Here is a 15,888-nt window from a genome sequence, read left to right as displayed (position 1 = left end):
GGGAGCGAGCAGCGCGAGCGACCGAGGAGCGCAGCGAGCGTGCGCCGCCCTCGCGGCTGGGGCTTTGGGGGCCTTCATCGACGATTCGCTGTTGGTAGTTTATAAACAAACAGCCTGGGAACGGATGTCTGTTTATAAACGAGATCCACTCCTGCTAACGCACGCTTACGCGTCGCACTCGGCGAGCCACTCCTGGGCCCACTCGTCGATCTCCTCGAAGACGGGGGCGAGCGACTCGCCTTTCGCGGTCAGGCTGTAGTACGTCGCCACCGGCGCGTCCTCCTCTAACCGGCGGTCGACAAAGTCCGTCTCTTGGAGGTCGTCGAGCACGCGCGAGAGCGTCCGGGCGTTCGCGTCGGTCTCGCGCTTGAGCTCGTTGAACCGCGCCTCGCCGTTCAACAGCTCGTGGAGGACGACGAGCCGCCACTGCGAGCCGATCTGTTCGATGGAGTCGATGACGGGGCATGGGGTCTCGGGCGCCGTCGCCTCGCCAGCTGCTTCAGCCCCCGAATCCGCCGTCTCCGCCGTCTCCGCCGTCTCCGCCGTCTCCGCCGTCTCCGCCGTCTCCGCCGACTCCGCCGACTCCGCCGACTCCGCCGCGGAAAGATCCTGTGATGACATCGGTGTTACCTACTAACTCTATTGTCCGGGAAGCGATAAATAGGTTACGTCCGTATAGCAGGTTACACGATGTTAGCTGAAACCGCGACGTTACCGCTCCAGTTCGACACACCCCTCGCGGGCGAACTCTTCCTGCTCGGCCGGATCCTGTTCGGCGCGACGCTCGCGTTCATGGGGCTCAACCACTTCACCGACCTCGAGACGATGGCCGGCTACGCCGAGTTCAAGGGCCTCCCCGCGCCGCAGTTCTCGGTGATCGCCTCGGGCGCCGTCCTCGTCCTCGGCGGACTCGCCGTCGCCGCGGGCGCGTTCCCGGTCCTCGCCGGGGGCTCGCTCGCGTTCTTCCTCCTCGTCTCCGCCGTGACGATGCACGACTTCTGGTCGGTGGACGACCCCGAAGAGCGGCAGAATGAGATGACGAGCTTCCTGAAGAACGTCTACGGCGCCGGCGCCGCGCTGGCGTTGCTCGCCGTCGGCGGGGCCGCGTGGCCGTACGCGGTCGGCGTCGGGCTGTTCTGAGCGCCGTTCGAACCGACTGACCGAGCCGACCCCCAACCGAATCGTCCGGCGACTGGCGTATCCGCGTTTCGAACCCCCAGTACGACTAACTACTCTCCCGACGACCGATCACGCGGACCATGACCGACGCGCCGCCGACGACGGGACTCCACCACGTCACGAACATCTGTACCGACATCGAGGAGACCGCGGCGTTCTACGAGGACGTGCTCGGCTGGCACACGGTCAAGCGGACGCAGAACTACGACGACCCCGGGACGCCGCACTACTACTTCTCGTCGACTCCGGAGGGCGAGCCGGGCACCAACGTCACCTACTTCGAGTACCCGAACTCGCAGGGGACGCCCGGTCCGGGCGCGAGCCACCACTTCGCGTTCGGCGTCGAGGACGAGGCGACGCTCCGCGAGTGGAGGGAACACCTCGAGGCCCACGACGTCCGCGTCTCCGAGGTGAAAGACCGGACCTACTTCAAGAGCGTCTACTTCACCGACCCCGACGGGCTCGTCTTCGAACTCGCGACGCGAGGGCCGGGAGTCACCCGCGACGAGGACGAGCCCGGCGGCGAGGTCATCGACCCCTTCGAAGCGGGTTACGAGAACTGAGGCACGGGCGCCGCCCGGATCACCCTCCCTCGACGAGCGCCGCGAACTTGTCGAGCGCGCGTCGGCAGACGGGGACGTACGGGGCCGCGACGAGCGGGACTTCGATCACCGCTCGACACCGACCCGGATCCTCCGGATAGCGGTCGACCCGGTGGCCCGTGGCCGGAACCCCGGCGACCCGCCAGTCCCAGCGGAGGCGCGTCGCGGCCGTCACCCGGAACGGAACCCAAGCGTCCGCGACCCGGACCCGTCCGGTCGTCCCGCTCTCGACGTACCGATCGGTGCTCTCCACGCCCCCCACGGACGGGCTCCAGTCGGGCCACCGTCGCGTGTCGCGGAGCGCCGTCGCGGTCCGCTCAGGCGGGGCGTCGATGTCGCGGCCGACCGCGAGCGTCGTCCCCTCTCGGACCACCGCGGTTTCGCTGTCGCGATCGGAATCTCCCAACACGTCGCGTCCTCCAGCGGCGGCGTCCCTCATCGCTGTGATCCTCCGCTCAGATCCGAACGCACATCCGATACCCGGGGCATAAAACAGAGTCAATACGCAATTCGTCCACTTTTTGCGCTATCGTGGCACAGGACCATATTAATACCTTATATGGTATGAGGACTGATTATCTCTTTCCACGAAGGGTTAATACAGAGGTCCGGGGTATTGGGAGTCAATATGGCAAGCGATCGCGACACCATGAAAGACGTCTCGCACACAGCACCGAACGACACCTCCGCGGACGCGGTCTGGGAACGAGGGCGAGGACCGGTCGAGGAAGAGGAGGAAGAGTAGCGCGAGTCGACCGTTTTCCCTCGTCAGGCCAGCCCGTCCCGGCCTTCGTCGCCGATCCGACTCGTCGAGCGCGTCCTCTCGCCGCTCAGTACGCTGCTCGACGGGATCACCCGTCGGATGAACGCGTACGTCAGCGACGACGGGAACGTCGAGAAACCTTACACGGAGTGACGGACTACCGGACGGAGCGATCGGCTACCGAACGGAGTCGGGGGCTGGGCCGACCGTCATTTGTCGCGCTCGCTCGCCCTCCGGTGTCCTCGCCGTCGCCACGTTCTCGGGGCCGATAACCGCGGGCGTGGCTTTAACCCACGCGCCGGCGGAGGCGCAGGCATGATCGAGGTGTCGGGGCTGCGGAAGACCTACGGTGACTTCGCGGCCGTCGTCGACAGCGACTTCTCCGTCGACGACGGCGAGGTGTTCGGGATCGTCGGCCCGAACGGGGCCGGCAAGACGACGACGCTGAAGGTGATCGCCGGTCTCGTCGAACCGACCGACGGCGAGGTGACCGTCGCCGGGTTCGACGCCTCGGACCCCGAGATGCGTCGCCACCTCGGGTTCCTGCCCGAGGATTCGCCGCTGTACGAGGAGATGACCGCGCGGTCGTACCTCCGCTTCTTCGCCGACCTCTACGACGTACCCCGGGAAGTCGCCGACGAGCGGATCGAGGCCGCGCTCGACCGGTTGGAACTCGACCACCGGGAGCGTCGCCTCGGCGACGTCTCGAAGGGAATGAAACGCAAGGTCGCAATCGCGCGCTCGCTGGTCAACGACCCGGACGTGCTGGTGTACGACGAGCCCGCGTCCGGGCTCGACCCGGTGACGACCAACTCCGTGCTGGCGTTCACCCGCGAACTCCGCGAGACGGGGAAGACCGTCGTCTTCTCCGCGCACAACCTCTACCACGTCGAGTCGGTCTGCGACCGCGTCGTGGTGATGAACGAGGGGCGGATCGTCGCCCGCGGGAGCGTCGACGGGATCCGCGAGCGACACGGCGAGACGACCTACCGCGTGTTCACTGACGTCGAGCCGACCGCGACGCCGCCCCTCGACGACCTCGACGCGACGCCCGAGGAGGTCGGCGACCGGTACCGCACGGCGGTCCCGAGCATGGACGCGGTCGCGGCCGTCCGCGAGGCCGCCGCCGACGCCGGCGGCGAGGTCGTCGACATCCGGAGCCGCGAGCCGAGCTTGGAGGACGTGTTCCTCGACATCGTCGGCCGGCCGATGCCCGGCCGCTACACCGGCGACGGGCTCGACGACGGCGAGGTCGACGGGCAAGAGCCTGACGGGCCGGAAAACGACCGATCGACCGACGAAACAGAGCGGGAGACGGCGGCGACCGCGACGGAGGCCACAGAGTGACCGACCGGCTGCGTCGCCTCGGTCGACGGCTCGCCGTCGCCGGCCGCCGAGTGCTTCGCGTCGCCAAGTGGGAGTCGGCGCGGGCGTCCGGCGGCGTCGACCGCCGGACGCTCGCCGCGGGCGTCGCCCTGCTTCTCGTCGCCGGCGGCGTCGTCGGGGTCGGCGTGGCCACCGGCGTCGCCGGCCTCGACGTCGACCAAGACGTGTACCGGGTCGGCGTCGACGCCGGCTCGCCGTACGCGGAGGCGATCGAGGAGGAAGCGTCGCTGCGACCGGTCCCGGCCGAGACCGCGTCGCTCGGCGACTCCGCCGACGCGGTGGTGGTGACCGTGGTGCGGCCCGGTTCCGTCGACGACGGGGCGATCGATCCGGCGGACGTCGACTCGGTCGTCGTCCGCGCGACCGACACGCGGAAGGGCGAGGCGGCCGCCGCGTCGGTTCGCGAGGCGGTCGAGGCGCACAACGAGCGGCTGCTGCGCGCCGAGCCGAACCGGACCGCGGCGTTCCCGGTCACCGTTACGCTCCGGTACGTCGGCAGGACGACCGGGTTCGACGACGGCGCGACGCTCGGCGGGAGCGACGGCAGTCGGACGGGCGATCCGGGCGGCGGCAGCGCGAGCGACGGGGACGACGGCGGCACCGCGGCCGATGGCGGAACGGACGGCGACGGCACGGAGACGAGCGGTTCCGGGTCGGACGCGGACTCCGCCGGCGACTCCGGTGGGGCCGACTCGGGCGACGGTTCCTCCGGAGACGCGTCGACCGACGGGGAGTCCGGCGGCGGGTCCGCTCCCGACTCGGGAGCGGGCGCAACCGCCGACCCGGGCTCTGATGGCGGCGAGACGGGATCGGACGGGGAGGGCGGCTTCGCGATCCCGTCGATCGGCGGCGGGGCGTTCGGCGCGGACACGACCGGTTCGCCCGCCTCGATCACGCCGCCGTTCCCGTTCACCTCGCTGCTCTTGGCGTTCGCCTTCCTCGTACCGATGAACTTCCTGATACAGGCGTACGGCTCCTCTATCCTCGACGAGCGGACGAACCGTCGCGGAGAACCACTGCTCGTCACGCCGCTCGCGCCGGCGGAGATCGTCGCGGGCAAGACGCTTCCGTACGCGGCGGCCGCCGCGGTCGTCACGACCCTCATCGCGCTCGTGATCGGCGGCGGACCGCTCTCCGTGGTGGCGGTGGCGCCCGTCGCAGCGACGTTCCTCGGGGCCACCTTCGTCGGCGCGATGTTCGCGCGGTCGTTCAAGGAACTCACCTTCGTCACGGTTGGCGTGAGCGTCCTCCTGACGACCTACGCGTTCGTCCCGGCCATCTTCACGAACGTGACGCCCGTCGCGCTCGTCTCGCCACTGACCCTCGTCGTCTTCGACCTTCAGGGCGAGGCGGTGTCGGCGGGCCAAGTTCTCTTTTCGACCGCGCCGATGGCGGTCGGGGCGACTCTGCTTTTCGGCCTCGGGCTCGGCGTCTACCGCGAGGAGGACATGTTCTCCCAGAAGCCCGTGACGCGGAAGTTCCTCGACGCGCTCGCGGTCCGGCTCTCGGCGGTGCGGACCGGCGGCGGACCCGGCGGCGTCGGGGGCGCGCTCTTCGACCGCGAGCGGCTCCGCGCGCTCGGTTCGGTCGCGTTCCTCACCGCCTGTACGATTCCCTTCGTGTTCGTCGCGGAGCTTCTGGCCGTCGCGGTGCTGTTCGCGCTGCCAGTCACCGTGTCGATCCCGGTGTTGCTCGTGACGATCGCGTTCATCGAGGAGGTCGCGAAGAGCGTCGCCCTGTACGCCGGGTTCGAGCGCGGCGTCTTCGGGCGGAGCGACCGCGTCGCGCTCGCGGTCGGCGTCGCGTCCGGGACCGGCTTCTTCCTCGCGGAGAAGGCCACGGCGGTCGTCCAAGCGGTCGGGCTCACCGAGCTCTTCCTCGGCCGCGCCGCGTTCGCCGACGTGGCCGGGCTCTCCGGGCTGCCGCCGGTCGCGCTCGTGGCGCTGTTCTTCGCCCCGCTCGTCCTCCACGTGACCGCGACGAGCGCGGCCAGCCTCGGCGCGAGGAGGGGCCGGACCGCCTACGCCCTGTCGCTGACGCTGGCAACGCTGGGGCACGCCGCGTACAACGTCGGGGTGGTGAGCCTTGGATAGCCGCGTGACGATCGCCGGCCGGGAGCTCGCGGGGCTCCGCGCCGAGAAGACGATCCTGTTGGCGATCGGGATCCAGCTGTTCATCGCCGCGTTCTCGTCGTTCCTCGTCGTCGGGCTCGTCTCGATGTACGACCCGGGCGCGCTCGACGGCGCGCAGATCGAAGTCGCGGCCGCGGGCGACGCGGTCGACGACCTAGAGCGCGCCGCGAGCGAGGTCCCCGGCGCCTCGGTCACGCCCTACGACGACGCTGACGCCGCGCGAAGCGCCTTCGAGCGGAACGCGGCCGACGCGGTGGTGGTCGCGACTCGCACGGAGTCGGGACGGGTGTCCGCCGCCGTCACCGCCCCGGACGCCACCGTTGAGACGACCGTGATCGTGGTACAGCTGCGCGAGCTGCTGCGAACCTACGAGCTGAACGAGCGTGATCGCCGCGCCTCGTACCTAGAGGAGTCGCCGCTGCCCCTGCCCGACCGGAGCGACACTAGCCCGTACTTCACCTTCACTTACACCGTGTTGATCCCGCTCTTAGTCTTCCTCCCGGTGTTCATCTCGGGCTCGCTCGTCGTCGACTCGATCACCGAGGAGTTGGATCAAGGGACCATGGAGCTGCTCCGGGTCGCGCCCGTGACGCTCGCCGAGATCGTCGACGGGAAGGCGGCTGCGGCGATCGGGATCGCCCCCGCGCAGGCGCTGCTGTGGCTCCTGCTGTTGGAGGCGAACGGCACCGCGGTCGCGAACGTCGGCCCGATCTTGGCGCTGATGACCGCGCTGACGACGCTGGTCGTCGCCGTCGCGGTGGGCATCGCGGCGGTCGCGCCCGACCGGCGGGCGGCGCAGCTGCTCTACTCGGTCGCGGTCCTCGTGCTGTTCGGCGGCGCGACGGCGATGGCGGGCGGCCCCGCGAACGCGGTCGCCAGATTGGCGATCGACAGCGCGGGCGCGACGACGGGCGTCCTTGTGGTTGCGTACGCCGCCATCGCCGCGGCGGCGTACCTCGGCGTCCGCCGCGTCGTCTCGGTCGACGGGCTCGGACGCTGAGGGGGCGGATCGCTTCGGGCTCGGCCCGTTGTGCGGCCCGCCCCCCGAATCGATCAGTCGGCGAAGCGATCGCCGAACCGCTTCGCTGTCGGGAGCCGCCAGCCGCGGGCGACGGCGACGAGTCGGAGGCCGACCGTCACCGCCGCGCACGCCGCAGCGGCCAGTTCCGCGGGCCCGCCGAGCGTGCCGACGGCCCAGTACGTCGCGCCGCCCAACACGGCGCAGCTCGCGTAGAAGTCTTCGAAGAGGATGAACGGCGAGCGGTCGAGGAGGATGTCGGCGAGCGCGCCGCCGCCGACGGCGTTTATCGTCGCGACGGCGACGACGCCGAACGCGGACACCCCGGCGTCCGTCGCGACGATGGCGCCGGCGGTGGCGAACGCGGCGAGCCCGACCGCGTCCGCGACGACCGTCACCGGGTGCTCGTCGGGCGAGGCGAGCCACGCGCTCAGCCCGACGGCGAGGGCGACGCCGATCAGCCCTAGGAGTATCTCCGTCGGCGAGCGCAGCGCGAGGGGGACGCGCGCGACGAGGAGGTCGCGGGTGACGCCGCCGGCGAACGCCATCGCCAGCCCGACGACGGCGACGCCGAAGAGGTCGAACTCCTCGCGGACCGCCTTGCTCGCGCCGACCAGCGCGAACGCGACGAGCCCGACCGTGTTCATCACCGCGAACGGGTCGCCGAAGAGGACCGCGAGAGCGCCGCCCGTCATCCGCCGAACGCCCCGAGGCTGGACTGGAGTTCGCGCTCCGGGACGGCGTCGGTCAGCTCGTAGCCGACGAGGTCGCGCGCGTCGACGGCGTACGTGGAGCCGCCGCGGTCGAGTACGATCACCCGCCCCTTCCAGCCGCAGACGGTCCCCGCCGCCATCGTCTCGGCGACGGGCCGGTCGTCGAGGCCGAGCCCGTAGTCGAAGTCGAACCGCGCTATCGGGTCGAACCGGTCGAGGAGCGCTTCCCACGCCGCCTCGTCGACCGTGCGCCCGAATCCGTCGAGCTTCGTCGGGACGCGGACGCGGTCGACGAGGTCGTCCCCGGCGGCCAGTTCCGCCTCGACCTCGCGCGCGATCCGGCCGTTCGGGAACGTCCGGATGTGGGCCGCGCGGTCCGCGCCCTGCTCCCGGAGGCGGGTCCCGAGCCGCCACTCGCGGGTGACGCCGACCTTCAGTACGTCCGGCGCGAACGCCGCGAGGTACATCGCGTGCGTCTCGTGGCAGTCCATCTCGTCTTTCAGACACGTCCCGGTACACCGGGCACACACCCAGACCCCCGAGTGGTCGTCGCAGTACGGCACGTCCGCGGCGTCGCAGGCGACGTGGTCGCCATCGTGGACCGTTCCCGCGCAGCGACGCTCGCCGAGCCCGAACGCGAGTTCGGTGCCCGGGCTCGCGTCCACGTACTCGACGCTCCCGCCGCTCGCGACGTAGAGTCCGCCGCCGATCGGGCCGCTCGTCTCGACCGTCTGAGCGCCGTCCGCCCCCGACTCGGCCGAGTCGCGCGCGACGTCCGTCTCGTAGCCGACGACCTGCACGCCGAGCGGTACGCGAAGCCGAGGCTTATGAGCTTCGTCGGGCCCGATACCCCCTCGAATCGGATTTTATAAGTGAACTCGGCGTCGCCTCTCGGGCATGCGCACGGCAGCCCTCCCCCCCGTCGTCGCCGCGGTCGTCGCGCTCGCGGTCAGCGGCATCAGGCGCCTCGCGCCGATACTGCTCGAGTCGTCGGTCTCGCTGCCGTCGACCGAGGCGCTCTCGACGTACCTCCTGAGCGCCCGGTTCACGGCGTTTTTGCTGGTGTACGGGCTCCTGTTCGGCGTCGCTTTCCTCGCAGGACTGCGCGACGCGGACGCCTCCGCGGCGTCGACCGCGCTGGCGACGGGCGCGAGCGCGACCGCCGCGTTCCTGCTCGGCTCGGCCGCCGTCCTCTGGTACCTCGGTCCGGAGCGCGGCCCGGTCGCCACCGCCGTCTTCGCCCTCGGCGCGAGCCTCGGCGTCGGGATCCAGTTCGCGGTCGTCGCGTACGCCGGGGTCGCGCTCGGCGAGAGCCGCGGCGACGGGCCGATCTCGACGCGCCCCTGACCCTACTCGTCCGCCTCGCCCGCCGCGCCGCCGTGGACCGCGGCGTCGACCGCGGCCGCCAAGCGCTCGCGCGTCCGGTGGCTGGCCTCCGCGTCCGTGTCGACCTCGATCAGGTGCGAGCCCGTCGCCGCGTGGGCCCGGCTGACGGCGGCGGCGAGGTCCTCACCGACGACATCCGCGCGCTCCGCAGGGGTGTCGCCGCGGTCGGCGTGCGCGTCGGGCCGGGCATCGATCCGGACGTGTTCGAGGCCGTGGAGCTCCGCAAGCGACCCGAAGTCGAGCCCGTGCGGCGTCTTGAACGACTCGGTGAACGGCGGCTCGAACTCCTCGATCGGGAGCTTGTGAAAGATGCCGCCGCCGTCGTTGTTGACCGCGACGACCGTGACGTCGACGTCGCACCGGTCGACCGCGAGCAGCCCGTTCGAGTCGTGGTAGAGGGCGAGGTCGCCGACGACGAGCGTGAGGTCGTCGGTCGTCCCGCTCCCCGCGCCGAGCGCGCTGGGGACGATCCCGTCGATGCCGGAGACGCCGCGGTTACCGGGCGCGGTGACGTTCGCGGTCATCGGCCCGACGAACCGGTCGAGGTCGCGGACGGGCATCGAGTTGGAGACGAACAGCGTCGCCGGATCGGGGAGCGCCCCGGCGACCGCGCGGAGCGCGTCCCCTTCGTGGAACCCGGCGTCACCCTCGTCGGCAGCGGGCTCCGCGTCTTCCTCGCCGCCCCCCTCGCCGTCAAGCGCGTCGGCCTCGCGGGCGTGAACCGCTTCCGCGACCCGGTCGGCCTCCTCCCACTGCGCGCGCCAGCCTTGGTCTCCGCTCCCGCCGCCGACGAGCCGCGAGAGTCGGGCGCAGAGCCGGCTCGGCTCGGCGACGACGAGGTCGGTCGCGGCGAACTCGGCCTCGCGCCAGCGGCCGGCGGGGTCGACCTGGTACTGGTCGGCGCCGGTCGCGGCGAGGTACTTCCGGAGCCGCTTGGAGGTCGGCGAGGCACCCAACCGAAGGACGAGGTCGGGGTCGGCCCACGCGTCGCCCGCCGCGGCGGCGTCGCCCGCGTCGCTCCCGCCGTCCGCGAGGTCGGCCGAGAGGTACGCGTCGTAGGCGCCGATCACGGGCGCGACGCGCGTGTGACCGCCGTACCGGAGTCCGGAAAGCGGGTCGGCCAGCACGGGGAACCCGGTGGCGTGCGCGAGCGCCGCGACCGACTCCGGGTCGATCCCCGGCGGGTCGGCGGGGCCGGCGACGATCAGGCCGCGGTCCGCCTCCCCGAGCGCGGTCGCGAGCGCCCGGAGTTTGTCGTCGCCCGGTTCGGGGGCCCCGTGAGTCACGTCGACGTAGGGGCCGTCGCGCCCGCGCTCGGCCGCCTCCGGCAGGTCGTCGGGCACGTCGCCCGGGACCGGTGTCGGCTCCAGCGGCTTCTTAAACGGGGCGTTGAGGTGGACCGGGCCCGGGTCGGCCCCTTCTGCCGTCGCGACGGCGCGGGCGACCGTCGTGCGCAGCGACCGGAGGGCCCGATCGTTTGCGGCCGGCTCCGGGAGGTCTTTATAAAATCGAACCCCGTCGCCGTACAGCTTCTCTTGATCCGCGGTCTGGTTCGCGCCGGAGTCGCGCAGTTCGGGCGGCCGGTCGGCGGTGAGCGCGAGCAGCGGGACGCGGGCCTCGCTCGCCTCCATCACGGCCGGGTGGTAGTTGGCGGCGGCGGTGCCGGAGGTACAGATCAGCGGCGTCACGCGGCCGGTCCGACGGGCGCGCCCGAGCGCGAAGTACGCGGCGGAGCGCTCGTCGAGCTGCGAGAACACGCGGAGATCCTCGTGGCCCGCGGCGGCGACGGTCAGCGGCGTCGAGCGGCTGCCCGGCGAGGCGACGACGGCGTCGACGCCCGCGGCGACGAGCTCGTCGACGAGCGCGTTCGCCCACAGGGCGTTCCGGTTCGGCGCGGTCATTGCCGTCGCTTCGGGCGCGGACGTAAATACTCCGGCGAGTTCGGTCGACGCTCGGGCGGCGGGAGAGCGCGGTGGACGCTCGACCGGCCGGAGGCCGCTCTCGGCGCCGCCCTCACGCCGCGTCCGACGCCGACTCCGACTCGCGGCCCGTAACCTTGCGGACGCACGAGGAGCCGAACGGGCCGAGTTCGCCCGCGTCAAGTTCGACGAAGTGGCCCGTCGAGACCGAGGCGCCGCAGCGCCGACACTCGAAGTCGCCCTCGCGCGCGACGACCTGGCGCTCGTACTCGACGTAGGCGCCGCCGGTGTTGACCCGGAGCCGAGCGCCCTCGCGGTCGATGACGCCGCGCTTCTCCGCGGCGTCGAGGATGTCGCGGGTGAGCGCCGGGCTCGTCGTGATCGTCTCGATCCGGTCGACCGCCGCGGCGAGGTCGAGCTCCTCGCATTCGAGGTGCGCCAGCAGCTCGACGCCGAGCTCCAGCTTCTCGTCGCGGGTCGACGACCCCGTCACGGCCGCCGAGACGGCGCGATCCCTATTAAGTCGGCCGGACGCCGGTCGGTCTCCGTCCGCAAAGCGCGCGCCGGCCCCAGCGGATCGGCACATTCACGTTCGCCGCCCGACAGTTTCGCCCGTGGTTCGATCCCGCGATCGGTCTCGGCGTCGCCTCGCCTACCGCCGGCGCCCCAACGAGTTCTACTGGCTGTGGATCGCGGCGACGGCGACGTACGGCGTCGGCGACATCGTGTCGACCGTCGCCTTCCTCCGGTACGTCCCGACGATCGAGGAGGCGAACCCGGTCGTGCGGTTCGCCCTGGAGTCGTTCGGGCTCTCCGGGCTCGTCGCGCTGAAGATCGCCGTCTACCTCGTGATGCTCTGGATCAGCGTCGAGGGCGCGCGCGAGGGCGACGGGCTCCTCTACTACTTCCCGCCGGTGCTGCTCACGCTCACGGGGACGTACCTCACCGCGAGCAACGTGCGCCTGCTGTGGCTCGCCTGAGGGGCTGACCGCTCGCGTCCGGAGGCCGAATCCGATCTCGGCGCGGCGCTGCTGGTGCGGGTCTGGTTCGTGCTGGTCCACGACCTGCTCGCGCTCGGAACCGTCGCGGCGACCGAGCCGCCGGACGCCGCGCTGTCGGCGCTGGTGCTGTCGAATCCGGCGAGTCCTTCCGGGTGTTCGTGTTGAGCGGGCTCGGGGCGACCGACGGCGGCGGGTTCACCGTCGCCCTCGCCGGGAGCGGGCTCTCGACGGTCACACTGGCGGCGTCGCTCGTCGCGTGGTGCGTGGTCCAAGCCGCCGTCGCGGCGCAGTTGGTCCGTCGCCGTCGGCTCTGGCGCGAGGCGAGACCGGGCACGGCGACCGGTCGGACTTTTTCGATCGCCGCTACTGGATCCGCTCGATACCGTCCTCCTCCGGCGATTCGAAGTCGAGGGGGCGGCGCGGGAGGTCGTCGACGAACTCCCGGACGATCGTGCGCTCGACGCGCTGGAGCACCTCGCTACACGTGGACTTCGCGATGCCGACATGGTCAGCCACCTCGGTGAGCGTCGTCTCTCGGGGCACGTCGTAGTAGCCGCGGTCGACCGCCTCGAAGAGGACCTCGCGCTGGCGCTCCGTGAGCGACCCGCCGGGGTTGATCCGCTGTTGGACGTACTCGACCTCGAACGCCGCGCCCACGTCGCGGAGGGCGTCGCCGAACTCCGCGACGCGCTCGTGATTGCCCGTCACGTCGACGCGCGCGACGCCGTCGCGGATCTCGACCGGCATCTCGATGGGGACGCCCGCCCGGCGGGCAACCGTCTGTAGCAGGGGGACGAGCGCCTCGACCTGAACGGTGACCATCCCGTCGTCCGCGGCCATCACCGACGAGTGGGTGATCGTCTCGTGGTCGTCGATCGCGTCGAGGATCGGGTCCGATTCGTCCGCGGTGATCCGGACTAGCGCGAACCCCGCGCCGTCGTCCGGCGTCGCGGTCAACACCTGGAACCGCGCCTCGGGGAACTCACGCGAGACGTCGCCGACCCACGGACCGTCCGGGATCGTCACGCGGAGACGTGCCTGTGCCATGCCGGAGGCTTCGACGCCGGCGTGGAAGTAGCTTCGGCTCCGCGGTCGGCGTCGGAACATGTTCGGCGGAACGGACCCAGAGATCGGGTCCGTACCACCGGATATGAGTTCCAGGCCCGACGAATCGGCGGCGGTGGAGGGCTCGACGCGCGGGACCTCGCGCCGCCGAAACCGCTGCGCGAGACGCTCGAACGCGCCGAGTCGCTCGGCGGTCATGACGTGTTGGTCCAGTACAACGACCGAACGCCGCAGTCCCTCTTCCCGCGGCTCGACGACCGCGGGTACGCCTACGCCGCGGTCGGGACCGACGCGCCCACCGCGGTCGTCACGGCGATCTGGCCGGGCGAGGGCGAGTGGACCGTTTCGGACGAGCGAGCGGAGGAGGGCGATCAGACCGACGCGAGGGAGCGGTCCGGCGAAGGCGACGCGACCTGAGTTACTTCGAATCCGCCAGTACGCGTGAGAGTGACATAACCGTCCAAATCGCGGCACAGGCGATCCAGACCCCGGGGCTCGTGAGCAGGGTTATCGCTCGCTCAGTCGAGTACAGTACGAACAACCATGGCGGTATTCCAACGACGAATGATACAAATCCCAACCGCGACGGCTCGCATAGCTCGCTGCGCTCCTCGCTCGTTCGCTCCACTCACTGCGGTGCGTGCGTCGTCAGGCTTCGCCCTCGCGGCAGCGTGGCGCGACGCGCCACTGGCAGCAGGCGGCGAAGCCGCCGGCGACTGCCCCTTTGAGTCCCACCCGACCGCACAGCGCCGCAGCCTCACGCCTCCCCAGCCTCGTCGCCCTCCCTTCGGTCGGCCGACTCCCTCGCGCGTGCTCCTCGCGGCCGCCTGCGGCGGCCGCGCGCAGGCACGCGCCGACCACTCTGTCATCTATAATCGATTGTCGGGGTCGCTCACGTGTATTTAAATCCCGCATCGCAGTTGTCGATCCGACTCGTCCCTCCCGCCGTCGCTCGCCGTTACGTCCGGTGAACACGTTCGGGAACGACCCCAAACGGGTCCGGGTCGTAGCCGGACGTGAGCGATGTTCGACGACCTCGACACGGACCGGCGGCCGCTGGTCCTCGTTTGGGAGGTCACGCAGGCCTGCGGGCTCGCGTGCCGCCACTGCCGGGCTAACGCGCGGCCGCAGCGACACCCCGACGAGCTGACGACCGCTGAGGGGAAGCGGCTGCTGGCGGACGCCGGCGCGTTCGGCGACGGACAGCTGGTCGTCCTCTCCGGGGGCGACCCGCTCGCGCGCGACGACCTCACGGAGCTGGTCGCGCACGGCGACGACCTCGGCCTCCGGATGACGATCACGCCGAGCGGAACCCGGTCGCTCACGCCCGAGCGCGTCAGCGACCTCGGCGACGCGGGGATCGCCCGCATGGCGCTCAGCCTCGACGGGTCGACCCGCGAGCGCCACGACGCGTTCCGCGGCGAGGAGAGCTTCGCGGACACCGTCGCGGCCGCGCGCGCCGCCCGCGACGCCGGGATCCCGCTCCAAATCAACACTACCGTGTGCGCGGACACGGTCGAGGACCTCCCCGCGATTCGCGACCGCGTCCGCGACCTCGGCGCCGTCCTCTGGAGCGTCTTCTTCCTCGTTCCGGTGGGTCGCGGCCGCGTCCTCGACCCGGTCTTCCCCGAGCGCGCCGAGGCGGCGATGGCGTGGCTCCACGAGGTGTCGGAGGAGGAGCGGTTCGGCGTCAAGACCACTGAGGCCCCGTTCTACCGACGTGTCGGGATCCAGCGCGCCGAGGCCGGCAGCGCCGACGCGGGGGCCGACCGACGGGGCGGGATCACGGCCGGCCGCGGCTTCGCGTTCGTCGGCCACACCGGTGAGGTGTACCCGTCCGGGTTCCTGCCCGAGTCGGCGGGGAACGTCCGCGAGCGGTCGGCCGTCGACGTCTACCGGAACGCCGACCTCTTCGAGTCGCTCCGCGACCCGGACGGCTTCTCGGGGAAGTGCGGCGCCTGTGAGTTCCGCCACGTCTGCGGCGGGAGTCGGTCGCGAGCCTACGCCGTCACGGGCGATCCGACCGACAGCGACCCGCTCTGCCCGTACGTCCCGGACGGCTACGACGGACCGCTGCCCGAGCGCCAGCGAGGGGCCGACGGGGAGCGGTCCGAATCCGCCGACTGATCCCGGCGTCGCCGGCGACTCACTCCGGCCGTTCGCCGACGAGGAGGTCGAGGTCGGCGACGCTGCCGGCCGGGTCGAAGTCGAACGCCGCGCCGTAGAACGCGAGTTCGGCGGCGTGCGCCCGGGCGACGTTGTCGGCGTCGCGGAACCCGTGGCGCTCCTCCGGGAACTCCACGTACGCGTACGGCGTCTCGTTCGCGACGAGGGCGTCGATCATCGCCTCGGCCTGCGCGGGCGGGACCACCTCGTCCTCGCCGCCCTGTAACAGCAGCAGCGGCGCGGTGATCCCCTCGGCGTGCGCGACCGGCGACCGCGCCTCGTAGACGTCGTCGGCCTCGGGGAGCGGGCCGACGAGCCCGTCGAGGTAGCGCGACTCGAACTTGTGGGTCTCCGCAGCCAGCGCGCGGAGGTCGGCGACGCCGTAGTAGCTCGCGCCCGCGTCGAACGTGTCGTGGAACGCGAGCGCGGCGAGTACCGCGAACCCGCCCGCGCTCCCGCCCGAGATCGCCAGCCGGTCCGGGTCGGCGAACCCCTCGTCGGCGGCGTACCGGGCGGCGTTGACGCAGTCGAGGACGTCGCGGACGCCCCACTCCCCCT

At 71.6% G+C, this 15,888-nt stretch carries 18 protein-coding genes; 10 read left to right on the top strand and 8 right to left on the bottom strand.

Going from position 1 to position 15,888, the window contains the following annotated elements; genetic code table 11:
* Positions 1-165: 165 nt before the first annotated feature.
* On the bottom strand, positions 166-621 hold the full coding sequence (locus tag B9G49_RS12820; RefSeq protein ID WP_086216627.1) for a helix-turn-helix domain-containing protein: 456 nt from the start codon (positions 619-621) through the stop codon (positions 166-168).
* A 69-nt stretch (positions 622-690) separates the two neighbouring features.
* On the opposite strand from B9G49_RS12820, the gene B9G49_RS12815 reads away from it, so the two are divergent.
* On the top strand, positions 691-1,140 hold the full coding sequence (locus tag B9G49_RS12815; protein ID WP_049929653.1) for a DoxX family protein: 450 nt from the start codon (positions 691-693) through the stop codon (positions 1,138-1,140).
* Positions 1,141-1,259: 119 nt separating this feature from the next.
* The gene (locus B9G49_RS12810; RefSeq protein ID WP_086216626.1) at positions 1,260-1,742 is read left to right on the top strand and encodes a VOC family protein; all 483 of its coding nucleotides are present in this window, start codon (positions 1,260-1,262) and stop codon (positions 1,740-1,742) included.
* Positions 1,743-1,761: 19 nt separating this feature from the next.
* Here B9G49_RS12810 and B9G49_RS12805 read toward each other — a convergent pair whose 3' ends face one another.
* Positions 1,762-2,220 carry an SRPBCC family protein gene (locus tag B9G49_RS12805; RefSeq protein WP_049929655.1) on the bottom strand — a complete coding sequence of 153 codons (459 nt, stop codon included), beginning with the start codon at positions 2,218-2,220 and terminating at the stop codon, positions 1,762-1,764.
* A 639-nt stretch (positions 2,221-2,859) separates the two neighbouring features.
* Here B9G49_RS12805 and B9G49_RS12800 point away from each other — a divergent pair.
* The 3 genes from B9G49_RS12800 to B9G49_RS12790 are packed head-to-tail and all read left to right on the top strand — an operon-like array spanning position 2,860 to position 7,062.
* Entirely contained in the window at positions 2,860-3,891 is a 1,032-nt protein-coding gene (locus B9G49_RS12800) for an ABC transporter ATP-binding protein (protein WP_086216625.1), read from the top strand.
* Positions 3,888-6,023, top strand: a complete 2,136-nt coding sequence (locus B9G49_RS12795; protein ID WP_086216624.1) for a PrsW family intramembrane metalloprotease — start codon at positions 3,888-3,890, stop codon at positions 6,021-6,023. The genes B9G49_RS12800 and B9G49_RS12795 overlap by 4 nt, the downstream gene beginning before the upstream one ends.
* Entirely contained in the window at positions 6,016-7,062 is a 1,047-nt protein-coding gene (locus B9G49_RS12790) for an ABC transporter permease (protein WP_086216623.1), read from the top strand. Before B9G49_RS12795 ends, B9G49_RS12790 begins: the two co-directional genes overlap by 8 nt.
* Before the next feature lie 53 nt (positions 7,063-7,115).
* Here B9G49_RS12790 and B9G49_RS12785 read toward each other — a convergent pair whose 3' ends face one another.
* The gene (locus B9G49_RS12785) at positions 7,116-7,775 is read right to left on the bottom strand and encodes a trimeric intracellular cation channel family protein (RefSeq protein WP_086216622.1); all 660 of its coding nucleotides are present in this window, start codon (positions 7,773-7,775) and stop codon (positions 7,116-7,118) included.
* A complete protein-coding gene (locus B9G49_RS12780) occupies positions 7,772-8,593 on the bottom strand; it encodes a DUF2797 domain-containing protein (RefSeq protein WP_198943838.1) in 822 nt (273 codons plus the stop codon). Before B9G49_RS12780 ends, B9G49_RS12785 begins: the two co-directional genes overlap by 4 nt.
* 97 nt (positions 8,594-8,690) lie before the next feature.
* Here B9G49_RS12780 and B9G49_RS12775 point away from each other — a divergent pair, with 97 nt between their 5' ends.
* On the top strand, positions 8,691-9,140 hold the full coding sequence (locus B9G49_RS12775) for a hypothetical protein (RefSeq protein WP_049929660.1): 450 nt from the start codon (positions 8,691-8,693) through the stop codon (positions 9,138-9,140).
* A gap of 2 nt (positions 9,141-9,142) precedes the next feature.
* On the opposite strand, the gene menD is transcribed toward B9G49_RS12775, so the two are convergent.
* Positions 9,143-11,080, bottom strand: a complete 1,938-nt coding sequence (gene menD, locus B9G49_RS12770) for a 2-succinyl-5-enolpyruvyl-6-hydroxy-3-cyclohexene-1-carboxylic-acid synthase (protein WP_086216621.1) — start codon at positions 11,078-11,080, stop codon at positions 9,143-9,145.
* Between the two features lie 112 nt (positions 11,081-11,192).
* Positions 11,193-11,591 (bottom strand): DUF5830 family protein, encoded by a 399-nt coding sequence (locus tag B9G49_RS12765; protein WP_086216620.1) that lies wholly within the window; start codon positions 11,589-11,591, stop codon positions 11,193-11,195.
* 121 nt (positions 11,592-11,712) lie between these two features.
* On the opposite strand from B9G49_RS12765, the gene B9G49_RS12760 reads away from it, so the two are divergent.
* Both B9G49_RS12760 and B9G49_RS17185 read left to right on the top strand, forming a co-directional pair.
* Positions 11,713-12,078 carry a hypothetical protein gene (locus B9G49_RS12760; protein WP_049929663.1) on the top strand — a complete coding sequence of 122 codons (366 nt, stop codon included), beginning with the start codon at positions 11,713-11,715 and terminating at the stop codon, positions 12,076-12,078.
* Between the two features lie 54 nt (positions 12,079-12,132).
* Complete coding sequence (locus B9G49_RS17185; RefSeq protein WP_254921850.1) at positions 12,133-12,264, top strand: hypothetical protein; 132 nt, start codon at positions 12,133-12,135, stop codon at positions 12,262-12,264.
* Positions 12,265-12,462: 198 nt separating this feature from the next.
* Here B9G49_RS17185 and B9G49_RS12750 read toward each other — a convergent pair whose 3' ends face one another.
* Positions 12,463-13,146, bottom strand: coding sequence for a helix-turn-helix domain-containing protein (locus B9G49_RS12750; RefSeq protein WP_394334823.1), 684 nt, complete (start codon positions 13,144-13,146; stop codon positions 12,463-12,465).
* Positions 13,147-13,167: 21 nt separating this feature from the next.
* On the opposite strand from B9G49_RS12750, the gene B9G49_RS12745 reads away from it, so the two are divergent.
* Together B9G49_RS12745 and B9G49_RS12740 are read left to right on the top strand one after the other, a co-directional pair.
* Positions 13,168-13,581 (top strand): DUF2249 domain-containing protein, encoded by a 414-nt coding sequence (locus B9G49_RS12745; protein WP_143414702.1) that lies wholly within the window; start codon positions 13,168-13,170, stop codon positions 13,579-13,581.
* A 606-nt stretch (positions 13,582-14,187) separates the two neighbouring features.
* A complete protein-coding gene (locus tag B9G49_RS12740; protein ID WP_086216618.1) occupies positions 14,188-15,291 on the top strand; it encodes a TIGR04053 family radical SAM/SPASM domain-containing protein in 1,104 nt (367 codons plus the stop codon).
* Positions 15,292-15,310: 19 nt separating this feature from the next.
* Here the strand turns inward: B9G49_RS12740 and B9G49_RS12735 are convergent.
* On the bottom strand, positions 15,311-15,888 hold a 578-nt coding region (locus B9G49_RS12735; protein ID WP_158093619.1), incomplete at its 5' end, for a S9 family peptidase.

The sequence above is a fragment of the Halorubrum sp. SD683 genome, from assembly GCF_002135045.1.
Lineage (GTDB): Archaea > Halobacteriota > Halobacteria > Halobacteriales > Haloferacaceae > Halorubrum > Halorubrum ezzemoulense.
This window is presented reverse-complemented; position numbering and strand designations above follow the sequence as displayed.

Coding starts and splice junctions, on each gene's coding strand:
- B9G49_RS12785 (WP_086216622.1), bottom strand. CDS start 7,775: ATGACGGGCGGCGCTCTCGCGGTCCTCTTCGGCGACCCGTTCGCGGTG.
- B9G49_RS12815 (WP_049929653.1), top strand. CDS start 691: ATGTTAGCTGAAACCGCGACGTTACCGCTCCAGTTCGACACACCCCTC.
- B9G49_RS12775 (WP_049929660.1), top strand. CDS start 8,691: ATGCGCACGGCAGCCCTCCCCCCCGTCGTCGCCGCGGTCGTCGCGCTC.
- B9G49_RS12750 (WP_394334823.1), bottom strand. CDS start 13,146: ATGGCACAGGCACGTCTCCGCGTGACGATCCCGGACGGTCCGTGGGTC.
- B9G49_RS12810 (WP_086216626.1), top strand. CDS start 1,260: ATGACCGACGCGCCGCCGACGACGGGACTCCACCACGTCACGAACATC.
- B9G49_RS12805 (WP_049929655.1), bottom strand. CDS start 2,220: ATGAGGGACGCCGCCGCTGGAGGACGCGACGTGTTGGGAGATTCCGAT.
- menD (WP_086216621.1), bottom strand. CDS start 11,080: ATGACCGCGCCGAACCGGAACGCCCTGTGGGCGAACGCGCTCGTCGAC.
- B9G49_RS12740 (WP_086216618.1), top strand. CDS start 14,188: ATGTTCGACGACCTCGACACGGACCGGCGGCCGCTGGTCCTCGTTTGG.
- B9G49_RS12800 (WP_086216625.1), top strand. CDS start 2,860: ATGATCGAGGTGTCGGGGCTGCGGAAGACCTACGGTGACTTCGCGGCC.
- B9G49_RS12820 (WP_086216627.1), bottom strand. CDS start 621: ATGTCATCACAGGATCTTTCCGCGGCGGAGTCGGCGGAGTCGGCGGAG.